The 18,762-nt window shown below is 54.8% G+C and carries 11 protein-coding genes, 2 tRNA genes and 2 pseudogenes; 10 read left to right on the top strand and 5 right to left on the bottom strand.

Annotation, left to right across the window (positions count from 1 at the left end):
- Positions 1 to 547 precede the first annotated feature (547 nt).
- The 4 genes and pseudogenes from FHS27_RS14940 to FHS27_RS14925 all read right to left on the bottom strand — a co-directional run.
- The gene (locus FHS27_RS14940; protein ID WP_184305714.1) at positions 548 to 2,362 is read right to left on the bottom strand and encodes a putative bifunctional diguanylate cyclase/phosphodiesterase; all 1,815 of its coding nucleotides are present in this window, start codon (positions 2,360 to 2,362) and stop codon (positions 548 to 550) included.
- A 146-nt stretch (positions 2,363 to 2,508) separates the two neighbouring features.
- A complete protein-coding gene (locus FHS27_RS14935) occupies positions 2,509 to 2,814 on the bottom strand; it encodes a hypothetical protein (protein ID WP_184305713.1) in 306 nt (101 codons plus the stop codon).
- Positions 2,705 to 3,016, bottom strand: a pseudogene (locus FHS27_RS31650) (transposase family protein); the annotation flags it as partial. The gene FHS27_RS14935 and the pseudogene FHS27_RS31650, both read right to left, overlap by 110 nt.
- Positions 3,017 to 3,149: 133 nt before the next feature.
- A pseudogene (locus FHS27_RS14925) lies at positions 3,150 to 3,386 on the bottom strand (IS256 family transposase); the annotation flags it as partial.
- Positions 3,387 to 3,736: 350 nt separating this feature from the next.
- Here FHS27_RS14925 and FHS27_RS14920 point away from each other — a divergent pair.
- Both FHS27_RS14920 and FHS27_RS14915 read left to right on the top strand, forming a co-directional pair.
- Positions 3,737 to 5,839 carry a GNAT family N-acetyltransferase gene (locus tag FHS27_RS14920; RefSeq protein ID WP_184305712.1) on the top strand — a complete coding sequence of 701 codons (2,103 nt, stop codon included), beginning with the start codon at positions 3,737 to 3,739 and terminating at the stop codon, positions 5,837 to 5,839.
- 1 nt (position 5,840) lies between these two features.
- A complete protein-coding gene (locus FHS27_RS14915; RefSeq protein WP_184305711.1) occupies positions 5,841 to 6,281 on the top strand; it encodes an ASCH domain-containing protein in 441 nt (146 codons plus the stop codon).
- Between the two features lie 547 nt (positions 6,282 to 6,828).
- On the opposite strand, the gene FHS27_RS14905 is transcribed toward FHS27_RS14915, so the two are convergent.
- A tRNA-Arg gene (locus FHS27_RS14905) sits at positions 6,829 to 6,902 on the bottom strand.
- A 192-nt stretch (positions 6,903 to 7,094) separates the two neighbouring features.
- Between FHS27_RS14905 and FHS27_RS14900 the strand changes: the two genes are divergently transcribed.
- The 8 genes from FHS27_RS14900 (at position 7,095) to FHS27_RS14865 (ending at position 18,571) form a co-directional block, all read left to right on the top strand.
- Positions 7,095 to 7,168: transfer RNA gene (locus FHS27_RS14900), tRNA-Thr, on the top strand.
- Between the two features lie 169 nt (positions 7,169 to 7,337).
- Entirely contained in the window at positions 7,338 to 8,669 is a 1,332-nt protein-coding gene (locus FHS27_RS14895) for a DNA-directed RNA polymerase subunit alpha C-terminal domain-containing protein (protein WP_009103157.1), read from the top strand.
- Between the two features lie 5 nt (positions 8,670 to 8,674).
- Positions 8,675 to 9,805 carry a tRNA guanosine(34) transglycosylase Tgt gene (tgt, locus tag FHS27_RS14890; RefSeq protein WP_184305709.1) on the top strand — a complete coding sequence of 377 codons (1,131 nt, stop codon included), beginning with the start codon at positions 8,675 to 8,677 and terminating at the stop codon, positions 9,803 to 9,805.
- 401 nt (positions 9,806 to 10,206) lie between these two features.
- Positions 10,207 to 10,374, top strand: coding sequence for a DUF1328 domain-containing protein (locus FHS27_RS14885; RefSeq protein WP_044256742.1), 168 nt, complete (start codon positions 10,207 to 10,209; stop codon positions 10,372 to 10,374).
- Between the two features lie 82 nt (positions 10,375 to 10,456).
- Positions 10,457 to 11,233 (top strand): SDR family NAD(P)-dependent oxidoreductase, encoded by a 777-nt coding sequence (locus tag FHS27_RS14880; RefSeq protein ID WP_184305708.1) that lies wholly within the window; start codon positions 10,457 to 10,459, stop codon positions 11,231 to 11,233.
- Positions 11,234 to 11,768: 535 nt separating this feature from the next.
- Complete coding sequence (gene cls, locus FHS27_RS14875; RefSeq protein WP_184305707.1) at positions 11,769 to 13,238, top strand: cardiolipin synthase; 1,470 nt, start codon at positions 11,769 to 11,771, stop codon at positions 13,236 to 13,238.
- A gap of 1,059 nt (positions 13,239 to 14,297) precedes the next feature.
- Entirely contained in the window at positions 14,298 to 16,682 is a 2,385-nt protein-coding gene (locus tag FHS27_RS14870) for an arylsulfatase (RefSeq protein ID WP_246419816.1), read from the top strand.
- Positions 16,683 to 17,254: 572 nt separating this feature from the next.
- Positions 17,255 to 18,571 (top strand): hypothetical protein, encoded by a 1,317-nt coding sequence (locus FHS27_RS14865; RefSeq protein WP_184305705.1) that lies wholly within the window; start codon positions 17,255 to 17,257, stop codon positions 18,569 to 18,571.
- Positions 18,572 to 18,762 lie beyond the last annotated feature (191 nt).

Below are 18,762 nucleotides of genomic sequence, written 5' to 3'. Positions count from 1 at the left end.
AACTTGCGAATGGTATCTGCTCACAGTTGATTGTAATTCTTCGACGGACTGCTTCCGAGTATCGGTGCGTCGGATTCGGAGACACAGCGACAAAATGGCATGACCCTTTCGCCATCACGCGCGCATTTCCATCAAATTATCGCGGTCCGCAAGTATCACCAAGTCCGCCACGGTTGACTGACGTATACCGCACGCGTGGCCAGACGAATTTTCGTCAACGAACTCTCGGCTAAAAACAAGACGAAGGGAATTGAAATGGCCCGCAGGTCTTACTCGAACCCACAACGTTTCTAGAATGCCCTCGATCAAGCACGAACTTCAATGACAGGAGTTTTCCCAGCCCCGATGCCGGAGCTACGTCGCTTCTCTCCTTGATCCGGCCTACTTGATTGGCCGTTTGGCCAAGAAAAGGACTTGGCAGGCAACGCGGAACAACAATCAATCCGACGACGGACGGAACTGAGATTGCTAACAAACGCTCTCGTCTCGAAGAACTGACCGAGAGAATCTCTGCCGTGCAACTCCATTTGCGGGCATCGAATCGGAGTTAGACGACGGCGTGCGACTCCATCAAGGATGATTGCTTCATACGTGTAAGACGCTCCACAATCTCTTCGGGTGACACCGGTCGACTGAAAAAGTAACCTTGATATTCGCCGCAATCGTGATACTGAAGAAATTCAAGTTGCTCCTTCGTTTCAACGCCTTCCGCCAATACTTTGAGTCCCAACGACTTCGCTAGCACAACAATGCTTGTCGCGATCATCCCATCATCGGCATCCGGAAAATCTTTGATGAAAGCGCGATCGATTTTTAGCCGGTCGATGGGAAATTGACGCAAGTACGCCAGGGAAGAATAGCCGGTTCCGAAGTCATCAATACTGATACTCGCCCCCAGATCTTTGAGCTGCTTCAGTTTTTCAACTGCGGCGTCGACGTCGTCGATTAACAAGCCCTCCGTGATCTCAAAGTCGAGCTGCCTTGGGTCCACTCCAAACGTATCAATCGCGTCGACAACGGTCGCGTAAAAATCCGGGTCCGCAAATTGCAACGCACTCACGTTAACGGACATGCTGATAGAGAACCCCTCAGCATCCCATAGAGCCAGCTGGCGGCAGGCCTCATGAATGATCCAGTTACTGACAGGCAGTATTTCGCGACTTCGTTCCAGTAAATGAATGAATTGTCCTGGCGGCACAACGTTGCCGTCGCATCTCCATCTCAACAAGGCCTCTACACCGGTTACCATTCCGGTATCCAAACAGACCTGTGGCTGATAGACGAGAAAGAACTCATCTCGCTGGTGTGCCAACGAGAGTTTCTCCTGGACGGACCGATACTCAATCAGTTTTTCCGTCATTTCTCGCTCATAGCGTGCGTACCCTAACCGATGATCCTTCGCATGAAACATCGCAGTGTCTGCGAACGCGAGCGCGTCCTCGTCCGACGTTGCGTGTTCGGGAACAAGGCAATAGCCAACGCTGGCACTCAGTGGAAAACTAGTGTTCGTCAAAACACATCGATGCGTTAACAGTTCCAGAGCCTCTTCCGCGATCAGATCGGCCTCCTCCGGGCCGCCTACTTCGGCCTTGAGCAAGCAGAACTCGTCCCCTCCGAGCCTCGCCACTTCGGTATCGTCGCCAAATCGATCAACCAATAAGTTCGCGATGGAAACCAACGCCGCATCGCCAATGGGATGACCAAGTGTGTCGTTGATCTCCTTGAACCCGTTCATGTCGATCATGAAAACGGCCATGGGCGTTGATGTTTCAACAGACTCTTGAACCGAATGTCGAAGCCGTTCCTGGAATTCGAATCGATTGATCAAACCGGTCAGCGCATCGGTGGTAGCGAGAGCGTGAAGCGTCTCACTTTTGGCTTGCAGGTCTTGGCTTAAATTGATCAGCCCATCGGTTCGCCTGCGGTAGTATTCTTCGCCTTGGTGACAACAAAAATAGACACAAGTAGCGACTCCGAGCAAAAGCACCAACTCATCGAACCTCGTCGAACTGAATAGCCCCTCGATTCCGTCAATCGACAAAAAGAAACCCGTCATCGCAATCAGATTAATGCAAAACCAAATCAAGGCCGATCGCACCCCCAAAAGCTGCGACGAAACCAAGATTGAAACAGGGTAGAACAGCATCGTCCCGTGCATGGCGGGGTCGCTCACCGATACAGAGAACAACCCCACTGCACTGGTCGCGAGATTCAGATTCATCACGCGACTGTACCTGTCGCTTCTTCGATACACAAAATTGATGACCGAGATCACGAGGAACGCCAACACGCACTCCTGAGCCGCGATTGAAAACTGACGCAACCACAGAAAGACGGCAAAGAAGAGCCAGGTCGCGCTCATCACAGACGCGAACAGCCAAACCCTCCGCGCACGAAGAACCTCCGTGTTTGTCGATTCGACAAAAACGTCATCCGTTAGTGTTGGTTTGCCCCAGTCATTCATTTTCAGTTCCAGTACCCACATCGAAAGCGATGTAACGAAAAACTCTAAGTCGCGGTTACGACGTTCTCGCCACATCGCTCAAGCGAACCCACGAAATGACGGAAAACCCACCCTTCGCCCAAAGCCCCAGTCCGCAATGAGAGACGCCACCCCCCTCCACCAAGGGCCCCTGCCTGCTCAGGCGGGCCAGTCCGAAGACCGAGAGTTGCGGCGGGAACGAGCAAATCGTGCCGCAACGTTTCAATGCCGAGCACGTAATATGCGAAGATTCCGACACCGAGAGGCAGGGTTAGCCCTGCATGGCCGGGCAACCCTGCGAGCAGACTGCGTTCGAATTCTTCCGACTTCATAGGTTTCAAGATCGAACGATATCGGTCGTGTGAAGGCCACCGAACTCAAGTTCAGAGACTTCTCCAACCAATCCTTTTCGGCGTTGGCGAAGCGAGCAATGGCGACGAAAATGTCTGCACCAGCGATGACCGCACAACCGGTCATGAAGAGGAGGCTGGCGAGCGGGTTCGTGACCTTTCCAGTTCGTGGATCGATGACGTTGTCGAGATGCTCGGAGAGTCTTCCTGATCACCTCATCTCGTGATAATTTAGAAACGACCTCGTGGCCAACCAAGGCTCACTCGTTGGCAATTTCCTGAACGCCCATTACTAGGTCGGGTTAGATTCGCTGGTTGGGACCACAGAGCTGCGTGACTTCAGCAGCCATCACTACACTGATCATCACGCGGACGTGGCCACGGATGAAGTCACGAAAGACTCCCCCGGTTTCTGACGCTGAAACTTGCCCAAGAGATTGCAAAAGACTAACTTCATTCATGATGGTCTCCCCGTCGGTTGCACCCGACGAAAATTGGAAAATTGCGAAGGGCAGATTCTGCCCTCTGGGAGACCATCTTTCAACTTTTAACAATTATTTAAGACGCTTCCTGCTCTAAAGCGTCGTCACATTCGATGGTGCCCGAGGCAACGCCGTTTTGACATACAGGCTCCAACAGGATGCTTCCAATCAGTACACTGTGACAGAACCGCTTCAATCACCTAATTGAGTAGTCAACGCAACATGCTGAATTGCTGGAACGAGAAACGTTCAGAAATACCTAGGTCAGGTAACAGCTACACGAAACTGGTGCGAGTGGTGGAGCACAAAGTCAAGAGGCAAGTGGTCTGCTTCGAACGCTACGGAATCGAGGTTCGGCTCCGCGAATGGCCAATCAATCCGGTCGCTGAGAATGAGTTGCGTCACATGCGGGGAGCAACCTCGTGAGCAGCGGTGATGTTGCGATCAAACCAATTGAGACTGCGAGCGAGTTAGAAGCGGTCATGGAACTCTACAAGACACAGAAAGATGTCTTGGGCTTCATGCCGGACGGCGCATTTGAACAGAGAGCCGAATCACGCCAAATTTTCATTGCGAGTGACAGTAGTGAGATCGCTGGGTACGTGCTCTTCACAACGAACATGAACTACGAAGTGCGTGTCGCACATCTTTGCGTAGCTAAACATCACAGGAGGCGAGGGATTGCTCGGCGGCTAGTTGCAACCCTTAAAGATGCGCACCCAACGCACGCACGAATACGTGCGAACTGCCGGGTAGACTACGAAGCTGCGGACGCGTGGCGATGTCTTGGATTCAAAGCTGTTCGACGTTTTACCGGCAAAAAGATCGACGGAAGTGAGTTAATAGCTTTCAGTTTGGCAATCAGCGAAATGCCACTGTTCGATAGCATCGAGCAAGAGGCCGATGTCGCAACCGTTGTATGCGACGCTAATGTCGTTATTGACATTGAGTTTCCGAAGAGGCCAAGCCATGAACGAAGTATGGGATTGAAGGCGGACTGGTTAATTGACCAAGTCGCGTTGTCTGTCACACCAGAAATCTTCGCTGATTTAGCTCGGCAGGAAGGATCTCTTAAGACGGCCATTATCGATGCAATCGACGACCACTGGGGTCAAGTTACAGCGGATCATAAAGAAGTCGAGCGACTACTGAAAATCGTCTGCAACGTGATGGGTAGTCCGAAAGACGAGTCGAGCAAGTCGGATCAACGCCATATTGCGATATCGGCTGCGATTGAAGCAGCGGCTTTTGTGACACGCGATGGCCCGGTAATTGGTTTCCGGGATGAACTATTCAATCAACTCGGATTGCGAATCTTATCGCCAGAAGAACTGGTTACGCAGCACGACGCCGTCATCAATGCTCATCGCTACGAGTACCGCGAACTCACCAATTCCGGACTTGAGCGAACGAGGGTCAAGTCAACCGATGAGTTTAACCTTGAAGCGTTTCTCGACCAACAAAACGGTGAGGGCTTGCGATCCTTTCGGGCACAGCTCAAGGATATGCTTGCGAACCCCAAGGAGTGGGAGCTCTATCGCGTCAGCTCGTCAACGAATGACAGCGTCGCACTGTTCTCTATTCATGTTTTGGAAGGCGGATTTCGCCAGATCTTCCGCTTGCGAATAAACAGAACTTTGAGAGGTACGCGATTGGGCCGGGTTCTTGCCGAATACATTGCGGATCAACCACTTGGAGCTTGGCAAAGTGATGAGCGACGGATCGTGACGATCACTGATCCGAACCCCGAGCCGCTTGTGATGGATGCATTGTCGCGCCGTGGCTGGATTCAATCCGAAGAAAAGCACGCTCGGATATCCCTACCGGGAATTTGGCCGAAAGAAAAGCTGATTGACGAATTGTCTCAGCTGAAGGCGGAGGCAGACGTGGGGAAATGTGCCGAAAGCTTACTTAGCATCGTGAACAGAAATCACGCTGCCGTTGGGAGCGAGGCTGAAACACAGCAGATTGAACGTCTCATCCACCCGGGCAAAGCCGCGTTCGGCCACCTGAAAACGTGGATTGTTCCCATTCGGCCTCGCTGGGCGAAGGAACTTTTCGACTTTCGCCTGTGGGATTTATCACTATTCGATCCAGATACGCCGCTCGTCATCAACCCGGATTCTGTATTTTACAAAAAGCCGCGAAACAGCCCTACCGAGGACGTCGGGAGAATCCTTTGGTATGTCAGTGGAAAGAAAATCAAAGGCGGTGGCCGGATCCGAGCCTGCTCCGCTTTGACCAGACGTGTCACGGGAAGGGTGAAGAATCTATACCGCCAGTTTAATCGTTTTGGCGTTTACGAGTATCAACACCTTATTGAGCATTTCGGTAGCCCCGAAGCGGAAGGGCTTGCGATGGAATTTACAGGTACTGAGTTATTTCGGAACATGCTGACGCTCGATGACGTAAACATGGTGCTAGAGTCGCATGGAATGAGGCGACAAACATTCCAGGGAGCGTTCGCGATTCCTGCCGAGGTGTTCTACGAGATTTATACGCGATCCACAGAACAGAAGGTCTGACATGCTCTTTCTCTCCATACATCCAGAACATGTCAGGTCGATCGCTGCTGGGCGAAAAACTGTGGAGTTGCGCAAGCGGAAGCCAAGCATTGAGCCCGGATCCCGCGTCGTGATCTACGCAACGACACCTGAGTGTGAAGTTGTCGGTGTGGCAACCATCGAGGCAATCCATGTTGAAACGCCAACTGAGATTTGGCGAAGCCACGGCAAACAGGCTTCGGTGACGCGCCAGGCATTTGATGCCTACTACGCCGAAGCAGATAAAGCCATCGGCATTGAGATCAAAGGGTTCGAGAGTTTCGCAAAACCCGTTTCCTTGCGAGAATTGCGACAACGCTGGGCGGGCTTCCAGCCTCCTCAGCAGTACCGCTATCTAGATCAAAAGCAACAACGTTTCATTACCGAAAGAAAGAAACGGTCTAAACGCTACGTTTCCGCTTAAGATTCCGCTTCGCGGCCATTTTTGTCCGCTGTCGAGTCCTACTACGTGGACCGCCCTTATGGAGTGATGTCGCTTGGACGGTTCGCCAAATCAATCAGCCACGGAAGGATGATCGCGACGGACCTGGCGCCAAAGGCGAGCCACTTGGCCAGCAGCACCATGCAAAGCGTTTTTGGCGTCGATGCGGTCGTGGATGAGGGCCTCGTTCCCAACGCTTCCGATTGCCCCACGGGTTGAGATCGGCGTTATCAGGCTGAGCTTCGTTGTCACCGAATCTGCGGCGGTCGAGGAACGCTCGCAAGCCGTCGCCGCGAAGTAGGCGTTGGAGCTTGTCATCGACGAACACCATTAGCGTTGGCGTCACGCGGACGTTGCCCGCGTCGCGGCTGACGGCGGCTCTTCCTTGAGCTCTCCAAGATGGGACGAACGCCACAAAAAAGACGGAAGGTGCCGCCAAATGCTGGTCTGATTCCGTCGGCGCACAAAAAAACCCGGCTTAGCCGGGTAATTGTCGCTGTGCCGGGGCTTGGATGGCACGTTGTGAAAATACACCCCAGAGGATTCGAACCTCTAACCTTCGGTTCCGTAGACCGATGCTCTATCCAATTGAGCTAGGGGTGCTGGTGCGGGGGGAAGAGTAAAGATTCAGGGGATCCTTGGCAAGGGGGATGGGCTCGTTTGAGTGAATTTTTTGATAAGCTCGCTCGCCTCGCTCCGATGCGGGGGAGGGTGGCGTCGGTGGGAGGGAATTCTCTGAATGAAGGGACCGCTTGACGTGTTCGCTGCGATGTCGATAATCTGTCCGAAATAGTCGCCAGCGTAGCTTCAATTGGCAGAGCATCGCATTCGTAATGCGAGGGTTGCCGGTTCAAATCCGGCCGCTGGCTTGAACCTGTCGAAACCTCTCCCCCAGGCAGATTGACCTGGGTGCGATTTCGGTCGACAGTGTCTTTCTCGGGGCATTTGTGCCTCCTGGATCCGTTTTCTGTTCGTCGATTGATTGGCTGACTTGTCGCCGTTTTCTCGCGAAGTCTCCTCCGTATGGGAATCTCACCTATGAGCGAAGTCGATCTCGAAGTGCTCGACTTGAAACAAATGGTCTTGGCTAGCAACGCGTTCGGCCCGAACGACGTCGCTGAGATCCGCAAAGCCATCACTGAAAACTATGGTCATTTCAGTGAACTGCGAGACGCGACTCAGGAAATGGAGCAGGATTCGGCCCTGACTCCGGCCAACCGCACCAAGATGGGCGTTTGCCAATTCTTGCTCGGACGTTTCAGCGATTCGCTCGAAACCCTTTCGTCGGCCGACGGCAGCGCGATGGCGTTGTTCTACGCCGCCCGTTGCCGATTCGAGCTGGGCCAATACGCCGACTCGATCGAAGCCTACGAGAAAGCAAAAATCTCGGGCTACAACGAAGACCAGTGCAAAATCGGCATCGCCGAAGCCAAGCGTTATGCGGGCGACATCGAAGAAGCGATGGCGATCCTCGACGACATTTTCGGTCCCGCCGAACAAACCGCCGACTACATGTACCAACGTGCCGCAACGGCAGCGTTGATCGGTGGACGCATGGAAGAGGCAATCAACCTCTACCAACGTGCGGTCGCAACGGACGAAAACCACGCCGGTGCGTTGTTCGGTTTGGCTCTCGAAAACGACCGTTTGGGCAACGACGACGAAGCCCTTCAGTTGTACGAGCGGGCCGCCAAGGCGTTCCCAACCGGACTCGGCGCCCTGACCAACCTGGGCGTGATGTACGAAGATCGCAACGAATACGACAAGGCACAGTTGTGCTACAAGCGGATTCTCGATTGCTTCCCGGGCCACCCTCGCACCGCGTTGTACATGAAGGACGCGTCGGCCACGGGCAACATGCTCTACGACGAAGAAGCCCAACGTCGCAACGATCGCTTGGCTCAAATCCTCAACATGCCAGTCTCGAACTTCGAACTCAGCGTTCGCAGCCGAAACTGCCTGCAGAAGATGGGCATCGAAACGATCGGCGAATTGACCCGCCACAGCGAACAAGAACTGCTCGGCAGTAAGAACTTTGGCGAAACGAGCCTCGTGGAAATCCGCGAGATGTTGAGCCAAAAGGGATTGTCGCTCGGCCAATTCGCAGGCGAGAAGAAGAGCAACGATCCGCCAATCGACACATCGCACATGTCGCCGGACGAGCAAGCGTTGCTCGAACGACCGATCGCCGATTTGAACCTCTCGGTCCGTGCTCGCAAGTGCATGACTCGTTTGCAAATCAACACGATCGGTGAACTGATCCGCAAGACCGGTGACGACATGCTCGAGTGCAAGAACTTCGGCGTGACGAGCCTGAACGAAGTTCGCGAGAAACTCGGCGATCTCGGCTTGAAAATGCGTGGCGATTGATCGGAGTGTTTCGCTTCGATCTGCAGCATGAATGCGACGGTGCCCGCCGGGGTGTTTTTCATACGCCCCGCGGCGATGTTCAAACGCCCGGGTTCATGCCCGTCGGTACTGTCGGCACGGTCAAAGGCCTGACGATTGATCAGGTCGCCGCGACGGGCGCCGACATGATCCTCGGCAACACGTATCACCTGCGTTTACGCCCCGGACACGAAACCGTCGCCCGACTCGGTGGCCTGCATAAAATGTGTGGCTGGGACGGCCCCATTCTCACCGACTCCGGGGGCTTCCAAGTCTTCTCGCTCGGCGCGCTCAATCGCGTCACGGAGCACGCGGCGACGTTCCGGTCGCACCTCGATGGCGCGAAGATCGAACTCACGCCCGAACACTCGATCGAGATCCAGCAGGCCCTCGGCAGTGACGTGGCGATGGTGCTCGATCACGTAATCGCGCTGCCGGCATCGGCGACGGAAGTCGAAGATGCTTTGGCGAGATCGATCCGGTGGGCCAAACGTTGTCGCGACGTTGCCGATCGTCCCGAACAGGCGCTCTTTGCGATCGTGCAGGGTGGACTCGATCCGGTTTTGCGTCGGCAGTGCGCCACCGAACTGGCGTCGATGCCGTTTGAAGGGTACGCGGTCGGCGGACTGAGCGTCGGCGAGACTCCCGAGGAAATGTACGCCACGGCGGCAATCACGACGGAGTATTTGCCGCCGGAGAAACCTCGCTACCTGATGGGCGTGGGAACACCTCGAGACTTGCTCGAGAACATTGCACGCGGGATCGATCTTTTCGATTGCGTGATGCCCACGCGCAACGGACGAAACGCGTTGGCGTTCACGGACGAAGGTCCGATCAAGCTACGCAATGCCGTGCACCGAGAAGACACACGCCCGGTGATGGAAGACTGCGTTTGCTTAGCATGTCGGCATAGCCGCGGTTATCTGCGTCACCTGTTCAACGCCAACGAGATGCTCGGCCCGATCCTGCTATCGCATCACAACTTGATGTACTACGGTCGCCTCATGCGTGAAGCTCGCGCGGCGATCGAGGCGGGACAGTTCAGCGAGTTCGCGACGATGAAACTCCGGGGATGGGGATTCGAACCGATGAGCGTCTCGGCCAACGGCGTGCACTGAATCCGCTCAGGGTGCGCGAGCAGTAATCGCTTAGATTGCAGCTCCATTTTTAATGTAGCCACCGTGGCCGGACGGTGGCCCACGTTCTGGTGAACGTAGCTACTTTCTAAGAACCTACTTCCTTTTCGGAACAGCGTTCGGATGAAGCTTCGGTTGGCGTTGAACCGACCGGATTGCTTGATCGCGAGCCAATTTCGTTTTCTTGCGTTGCCTCGCAATATGCTTCTCCTGGCATTTGGCGTCGTAATTCGCGTGTTTTTCTTATTGACGGACACGCACCGGCGTCTTCTTGCGTCGCTTATCTCTTTCGTCTTGGCACAGCAATCGCGTTAGGTGAGTCAACCGCGTGAGAAGTGGCGTTCACGACTACGCGATACCCCTTTTCAACTTTGGAGATTGCCATGTTAGGCTGGGCTTTGACTTTTTTGATTATCGCGTTGATCGCCGGCGTCCTCGGCTTCGGTGTCGTCGCTGGTACGGCAGCATCGATCGCGAAAGTGTTGTTCGTTGTCTTCCTCGTGCTGTTCGTTATCGGACTGCTGATGGGACGCCGCGGCCCCGTTGCTTGATCGCACACGCAACTATTTACCATTCCAATGCCTCAATATTTGCGGCCGTTTACGGACGAACGCCGCTCAGGGAAGACTCTTCATGCCGACAACTCTAGTAACGGGTGCTTCCTCAGGCATCGGATGGGAGCTTGCGAAACAATTCGCACGCGGTGGGAACGACGTCGTCGTTGTCGCTCGCAGCGAAGGCAAGCTCAATGAACTCGCGGAACAAATCCGACGTGAACATCATGTCGACGCAAACGTCATCGTCAGCGATCTTTCCAAGCCCGATGCGGTTGACGCGTTGTGCGATCAGTTGCGTGAAAGAGAGATTCGCGTCGACACTCTCGTCAACAATGCTGGCTTTGGCGCACTCGGCAAATTCGCCGAACTCTCCGCTGACCGTCAAACCGACATGCTGATGGTCAATGTCGTTGCACTCACACGTCTAGCCCGGCAACTGTTGCCCGGAATGATCGAGCGAAAACGCGGCGGCATTTTGAACGTCGGTTCGATCGCCGCACACCAAGCGGGCCCGAACATGTCGGTCTATTACGCGAGCAAAGCTTATGTGCTATCGCTGACCGAAGGCTTGCGTGAAGAACTCAGCGGCACGGGACTGCATGTCACCTGTCTCGAACCAGGTCCGACTGAAACCGGTTTTGGTGACGACTCGGGGATGGGTCGCCTCAAGTCGTTTTCGACACAAGCGATGTCAGCCGCGGCTGTGGCTGAGGCTGGCTACGAAGGATATGTCAACAATGAGGACGTCGTCATTCCAGGCTGGAAGAATCGGCTTCTCGTTACGTCCACCGGGTTCATCCCGCGCAGCTTGACTCGCAAAGTCGTTGCCAAAATGCAGGGCGCCTACGAATAGCGTGCATGCCACGGCTCGAATTCTTAAAAGTCGCCAGTCTTTCAAAGCTTAAGTTTGGCGACATTTTTCATTCAAGCGTGCCCACCATCACATAGAACTCTCTAGCGACGAAGCCTTCTCTCCGGGTGCGTGGTCCGGATCAACAATAACGCCGCGTGCAGCGTTCTCGTTAGGTTGGTTGCTCGAATCGCTCCTGTGAGTGCTTTCCTCTCTCTGCCCAGATATGTTCGTTTTAGAGCATTTCCATTTTGCTGTAGCCACTCGGAGGTGGACCACGTTCTCGCAAACGTAGCTACCCTTGACGACCTACGTGTTTTGCAGAAATGCAGAGCATTTGAGTGGACCACGTCACTTTTTGGCGAATGCGGATACGAGTGTTTTTGCGTACACATGAGCAACGCTCGCGCGCAATTGCGATACGATTCCCCCTGCGGAGTCCCGTTGAGCGCGAACGTTGATGACGGATTGAGTCCACGCTTTTCACTCAGTGGCACTCCATGCCGGCCATTCCACGCGAAAACACCAACGCAGTCGCATGCTCAAAGATTTTGTGTTTCACCCATCGACGATCACTTGGATTGCCCACGCGATCACCGTTTTGCTTTTGAGTGTTCGCGTCATCATGAAGCGTCCCGCGACGGGCGTGGCACTTGCTTGGCTGCTGCTGATAGCCGCGTTCCCATTCGGCGGCGCGATAATCTATCTGCTGATCGGCGAACGCAGGATCGGGCGTAGCCGCACGACGGGCATCGAACTCCTCAACAACGACTATCGCAAAATCGCCGACGCCGCGATCGATGAGGGGCTGACTCGCGTGGACTGGTCACGTCACGCTCCGGCCGCCGAGGGCATGGATCAACTCGGGCTCACAATGACGGGCAGCCACACGGTATCCGGCAGCAGTTTTGAGATGTTCTCGGATACGCCCTCCATTCTTCGCGCGATTGCCCGTGATGTGGACTCCGCCGAGAAGAGCGTGCTAATGGAGTTCTACATTTGGAACGAAGGCGGGTTGGCCGACGAGGTCATGGAATCGGTCATCCGGGCGGCCCAGCGTGGTGTTCATTGTTGCGTCTTGATCGATTCCCTCGGCGCACGACCTTGGTGGAAGAGCGCTCAACCGAAACGATTGCGAGAGGCCGGTGTCGAGCTGAAACCCGCCTTGCCGGTTGGTCTGTTTCGAACTTTGGTAGGACGCACGGATTTGCGTTTGCATCGAAAAATCGTGGTGATTGACGGTGACGTGGCGTGGACGGGCAGCATGAATTTGGTTGACCCTGCGTTCTTCAAACAAGATTCTGGAGTCGGCCAATGGGTCGACGCGATGGTTCGATTGCGAGGTTCCGTGGTCGTGCCGCTGGCCGTGACCATGATTGGCGACTGGATGCTCGAATCCGGCGAACAACTCGAGAAACTGATCGCACGAGCGGACCTTCGCCTGGTGAAACCGGAAGGCCCTGCGGACATCCAAGTCATCCCGTCGGGGCCGGGGCAATCCGGTGACGGGCTGCTGCAAATGATCCTTTCACTGATCAACGCAGCGAAAGACGAGTTGGTGATGACCACGCCTTATCTCGTGCCTGACGAGTCGCTGCTTCGAGCGATTCGTGGTGCCGCGGCGCGAGGTGTGACCGTACGCTTGATCGTGCCTGAAAAGGTCGACTCGTTTCTGACACGTTTTGCGAGCCGATCCTACTACGACGATCTACTGAACGTTGGTGTCGAGATTTATCTCTTTCGTGGCGGCCTTCTGCACACCAAATCGATCATGGTCGACGGTGCGATGTCGATGTTTGGCACCGTGAACCTGGACATGCGAAGCCTTTGGCTGAACTACGAGGTTGCTTTGTTCGTTTACGAACCTGAGTTTGCGAAACAGCTCCGATCAATGCAGCAAACTTACATCGACGACTCCGATCGACTCGACACCGAAACCTGGAGACGACGTCCGTTCGTTCATCGGTTGCTAGAAAATTCACTACGGCTGGTGAGCCCGCTTCTTTGATGCGGCGTTAAATCTGGCACAGCGGAAGCAGCTCTGCACCTTCGCTCTAGGCCCCTGAACCGAAACGTTCAATGCGATGAGTGTTCACGTCGTTGCGATGTCGAATCAAAGCATCTTCAGCAAGCAACGTTCGTCGGGCAATCGAGGTAGCTAATCTCAGTTTCGTGAAATCGCCACAGAAAAACGAATCACGCAAGACGGAAATTCGGTTGCGTAAAGCAGAACGCGGCGTCGTTAGAACTAAAAATTGCCAAGGCATTTTGTCGCAGTGAGAACTTCTAACAAGACGACGTCGATGTGCCTCACGCTTTGGAGGAAACGAACCCTGGCGTGTCGAGCCACAGCGATCGGGCACGCCGCCCATCGAAATACTCTAGAATGACATTCTTGGGTAGCGGGGACTCCCCGTCGCGAGACCATGCGGTATGCGACCAAAATTGGCGACAAAACGTGAAGAGGCAAGTCACGATCAACGCAAGCGATGCGGAAACGCAATCTCCGACAATCTACCAGTCCGCCACAACCACGGATCTGCTGACCAAGTTACGCCCGCCTGAGCAAACGCATGGTTTCATTGCTCGTAAGCCGATAGCGGAACGACTCGGAAAAAAACACGCCGTCCTCTCACCCTGGTCTCGGCAACGGCGAAAGGTCACCGATTCATTCGCGTCACCCAACCTGATACCGCATCGCATTTCAGGGATGCTTGGATGAGTAGAAATGGTCTGGCCGTTTGGGCTCAATACGGATCGCGTGCAGCGAAGAACAGGACCAATTTCCGGTCACGATTTTCGATCAGGAGGTACGCAACCAAGCCGACTTCATGGGCACACTTAATCCCCAGCCCCGCTACCAATTGTATTTCATTTCGATATCGGCTCCCCCTATCACGAACCATTCACCCACCCTGACACCTTCATGCGGAAGCAGGAAATCTCGACAGAACGAATTAGTGACCGAGCGAATGAACTTCTAAAACCAATTGAACTCCGGGGAAAGATCAAGATGGATATGAAACAGCAAACGGCACCAACCCGTCTAGCGAATCATGGGAATCGCATGAAACGTATAGCGTGCGACGTACGCGGTGTCAGCATCATTGCGGTCATTGCAGTTCTCTTCGTGTCAGCCCTGGCCACGACGAACGCCATGGCTCAGGAGAAGTCACAAGCCGACCGCACCGAACTCCCCATCAAGGCGCCCTGGTATCCTCCGATCACCACGGTGGACGCTCGCGATGCGGTAGCGCCACCGGTTTTTGAAGTGAAAGCACCGAAGGATGCACCCAACGTCGTCGTAATCCTGCTCGATGACCTTGGCTTTGGTGGCACCAGCGCCACCGGCAGCGTGATGCAAACGCCGCACTTCGACAAGCTTGCCAAGAACGGCTTGCTGTACAACCAGTTCCATACCACGGCACTCTGCTCGCCGACTCGGCAGGCTCTAATCACCGGCCGCAACCACCACTCGTGCAACCAGGCCAAGATCACGGAAGTCGCGACGGCCTTTCCCGGCGCGACCGGGATGCTGCCCAACGACGTCGCGACCATCGCCGAGACGTTGCGACTCAACGGCTACAGCACGGCCGCATATGGCAAGCACCACGAAACGGCGGTTTGGGAAATCAGCCCCTCGGGACCGTTCACACGCTGGCCAAACTTTACAGGCTTCGATGAGTTCTACGGGTTCCTGGGTGGCGAAACCAATCAATGGTCGCCGGCGGTCTATCACAATCTGAACCGTGTCGAGACGCCGGAAGATCCGGATTATCACTTCATGAACGACATGGCCACGAAGTCGATCGAATGGATACATTTCCAACAGGCACTCACGCCAGACAAACCGTTCTTCGTTTACTTTGCTCCGGGCGCCGTGCACGCGCCACACCACGTTCCAAAATCTTACATCGAAAAACAGAAAGGAAATTTTGACGAAGGCTGGGATGTGATTCGCGAGCGGATCTATGAACAGCAAAAGAAACTCGGCGTCATTCCCAAAGACACCAAGCTCGCCAAAAAGCCCGACGACATCAAGGACTGGAAAGACCTCTCACCTAAAGAGCAGAAACTTTATGCCCGTCAGGCCGAAGTCTTCGCCGCGTTCCTCGACATGACCGATCACGAGACGGGCCGCGTCATCCAGGCGATCGAAGACATGGGCGAACTCGACAACACGCTGATTTTTTATATCGCAGGCGACAACGGCACGAGTGCCGAAGGCGGGATGTCGGGACTGTACAACGAAATGACGTACTTCAACAACGAACCACAGGGTTCAGACATCGACTTCATGTTGAAGTACTACGATAACTGGGGTGACCCGAGCACGTATCCGCACATGGCTGCGGGTTGGGCGGTTGCATTTGATTCGCCGTTCACGTGGACCAAACAGGTCGCATCGAATTATGGCGGCACCCGCAATGCATTGGCGATTCATTGGCCGAACGGGATCAAAGCGAAGGGCGAAATCCGTAATCAGTGGCACCACGTGATCGACGTTGCACCGACCATTTTGGAAGCCGCCGGTCTGCCCGAACCGCGAATCGTCAATGGCACGCCTCAGCGGCCGATCGAGGGAACCAGCATGGCGTACACGTGGGACTTCCCGAACGCGCCGAGTCAACACACGACCCAGTATTTTGAAATGTTCGGTAACCGCGGTGTTTACTTCGACGGTTGGTTCGCCGGCACGTTGCACGTCAAACCGTGGGCGAATCCCGAAACTCGATTTACCGAGGACACGTGGGAACTCTATCATGTCGCCAAAGACTTCAGCATGTCGACGGATCTTTCAAAACAACACCCCGACATTCTGGCCAAACTGCAGCAGGTGTTTCTCGCCGAAGCCGTCAAATACAAAGTGTTGCCTTTGGACGATCGCCGACAAGAGCTTTTCAATCCCAAGATCGCCGGCCGGCCGGACCTGATGTTCGGACGCACCAGCCTGACACTCTATGAGGGCATGAATGGTTTGCTCGAAAACGATTTCATCAACGTCAAGAACACGTCGTTTGAGATCGTGGCCGAAGTTGAAAGCGGAGACAAACCGGCCAACGGCGTCATCGTCGCGCAAGGCGGACGTTTCGGAGGTTGGGCGTTGCACGTCAAAGACGGAGTTCCGCGTTACACGTACAACTATCTCGGTCTTGAACATTCGGTCGCCGCGAGCACTGCGAAACTGCCGACCGGGAAGTCGACCATCAAGATGGACTTTGCCTACGAAGGCGGAGAGACCCCAGGGGCAGGAGGCACGGCAACTCTGTACGTCGATGGCGCGTCGGTGGCTTCCGTGAAGGTCCCAAAGACCGAGTTCTCTGTCTTCTCTGCCGACGAATCGGCTGGCGTCGGCATCGACATGGAAACGACAGTTTCCGACGAGTACGACCGCGAGGGCAGCAAGTACACCGGCAAGATCGACAAGGTGACGATCACACTGAAGAAATAGGTCTCGCGATGCCGGGACAACCGCACGCCGGTTGTCCCGGGTAGGTCGCATGATTTCGAGACGACGATCGTCGTCTGCCTCTCGAAGCATGCTGAGGAGCACCGTATCCGGGGTCGATGACGTAAGAAGAATACGGCGGACGCAACTCTCTTCGTGAAGACTCTCTGCGACGGTTGCCCGACGAAGCATCTCGTCGCCCGTACCTTGCTTGATCGCAAGAGCGAATGCGTCCTGCAACGTGGTCTGTTGGAACGTTGAATGACGATCGATCTCTCTGCGATTGATGTGGAGCCGCTTCGGATTGCCCCCTCTGTTCATGGCCTAAGTGAACAAAATTCCGTCGGTTTTGCCGCTACGGATGACATCATTCAGCGACAAAAACAAACGAAGTGTCGCAGGGCCCTTGATTCCCTCCTGCCCCTCTTTTCCTTAAGCTATCGGGCGCTGCTATCGCATTGGATCATTTGACTGCCGGACAGTCCCGTTTTGCGTCAGCAAATCAGCCCCCTATCAGATCTCCAAGAACTTCTTGGAGCCTCACACTTCTTTAAATTCATTGAGGTCCATTACCGATGGTGTCAATTCTCGCGGACAAACTGCACGAGTACCCCCAGCAAGAAGTAATTGACGGATCCGGCGGAAGCTCAGATTCGATTCTCGACGACTGCCTCAATCAGAACGACGGGGTCTTGCAGCTCATCCACCGCTACGCGGGCAGGACATTTTGTACGCCGGGCAAACGGCTTCGCCTTGATGAAAAATCGTACTACCCAGATTACATGAACGGGACGGGCCTGGATGAACTCTGGATGTGCTGCACCGTGCCGATCGTCACGGGCGTCATCGATACTCGCACGAACAAAGCACCATTTCGTGAAGGTGAATCACACGTGCTGACTCCAAGTGGGCAGGTCATCTCGTTGCAGGATCTGATCACTGCGAATCCAGAATCCGTAATGGGTGAGAAGGTGACGGCGTTTGCCAAATCATTGTACGGAGATCCGACCTGGCCAATTGTTTCAAAGAAGTTCGACAACCTGAATCCGATCCCACATCATCTTCACTGGTCAAAGTGGGAAGTGTACGACATCAATTCGTTCGACAATCCGGGTGTCAGTCCGTCGCACTATCACACCACCGCAATGGGGCTGTACCCGTTCGTGACCAAGGATCAATTTCTTGCTTGCATGAAGAGTTTCGGAAAGGGCGAGTACAACGGCGTTCGGCATTTGTCACCGCACACGATGATGCATATTGATAACGGCTTCGTGATGCCCAACGGCGTGCTGCACTCGCCGACGGATCTTTGCACGCACGAACTGCACGTCACGATGGACGAACACTTCCTGGCCGAAGACCTGACGCTCGACGGAAAGATCGGCGCAGCGGATGCGTTCTACGCCTGCCGCGACGAAGACTATCCGAAGGATCGTCATGAAGACTGGGAGTATCTGGTTGAAAAGTTCGACTTCACGGCCAACCAGGATCCCGATTTCGTCATGAAGAACAGGCGTCCTGCGATCACCGCCGAAGAATTTACAGGTGATGGTGTCGATGCGAAGTGGATCATCTACGGTGATTTCCTTGGTGATCAGAAGTGTTCAATGCTGCGGCTTACAGTGCAGCCTGGCGGTAAGACTCAGTTTTGCCCGGAGAGCCCCGCGCTGTTCCACACCAATGGCGGAAGCGGCCGAGTTGGAAAGCTCGAAGTAAAATATCACCAGGGCATGAAGCTCGGCGAGCTCTACCCCGAGATCGGATTCATCACTCAGGCGGCGTTGTCAAACGGTGGCGTGCCAATCGAAAACACTGGAACCGAACCGCTGGTGTTGACCTTCGACTTCCCGCAGAACGCCCACTCCAAAACGCCTGGTGTCGCCGCTACCTAAATCGCTCGGTGCGAGGATTCGTGGCACAGGCTTCCGGCAATGATTACTTCGCCCTCGGGGCTATGCAGTCAACTCACGGGCGGAGCCCGACAGAATCCGTTCCGGTGGCGTCAGCCACCGGTTTCAAAGCTCGAGCCGACCAAGGCCGGAGGCCGACACATCTTGAGGTTGAGGAGTTGACCATGTGTCGC

It is taken from the genome of Aporhodopirellula rubra, assembly GCF_014192335.1.
Classification (GTDB): Bacteria; Planctomycetota; Planctomycetia; order Pirellulales; family Pirellulaceae; genus Rhodopirellula; species Rhodopirellula rubra.
This window is presented reverse-complemented; position numbering and strand designations above follow the sequence as displayed.

Coding starts and splice junctions, on each gene's coding strand:
- FHS27_RS14940 (WP_184305714.1), bottom strand. CDS start 2,362: ATGAGCGCGACCTGGCTCTTCTTTGCCGTCTTTCTGTGGTTGCGTCAG.
- FHS27_RS14935 (WP_184305713.1), bottom strand. CDS start 2,814: ATGAAGTCGGAAGAATTCGAACGCAGTCTGCTCGCAGGGTTGCCCGGC.
- FHS27_RS14915 (WP_184305711.1), top strand. CDS start 5,841: ATGCTCTTTCTCTCCATACATCCAGAACATGTCAGGTCGATCGCTGCT.
- FHS27_RS14895 (WP_009103157.1), top strand. CDS start 7,338: ATGAGCGAAGTCGATCTCGAAGTGCTCGACTTGAAACAAATGGTCTTG.
- FHS27_RS14885 (WP_044256742.1), top strand. CDS start 10,207: ATGTTAGGCTGGGCTTTGACTTTTTTGATTATCGCGTTGATCGCCGGC.
- FHS27_RS14880 (WP_184305708.1), top strand. CDS start 10,457: ATGCCGACAACTCTAGTAACGGGTGCTTCCTCAGGCATCGGATGGGAG.
- cls (WP_184305707.1), top strand. CDS start 11,769: ATGCTCAAAGATTTTGTGTTTCACCCATCGACGATCACTTGGATTGCC.
- FHS27_RS14870 (WP_246419816.1), top strand. CDS start 14,298: ATGAAACGTATAGCGTGCGACGTACGCGGTGTCAGCATCATTGCGGTC.
- FHS27_RS14865 (WP_184305705.1), top strand. CDS start 17,255: ATGGTGTCAATTCTCGCGGACAAACTGCACGAGTACCCCCAGCAAGAA.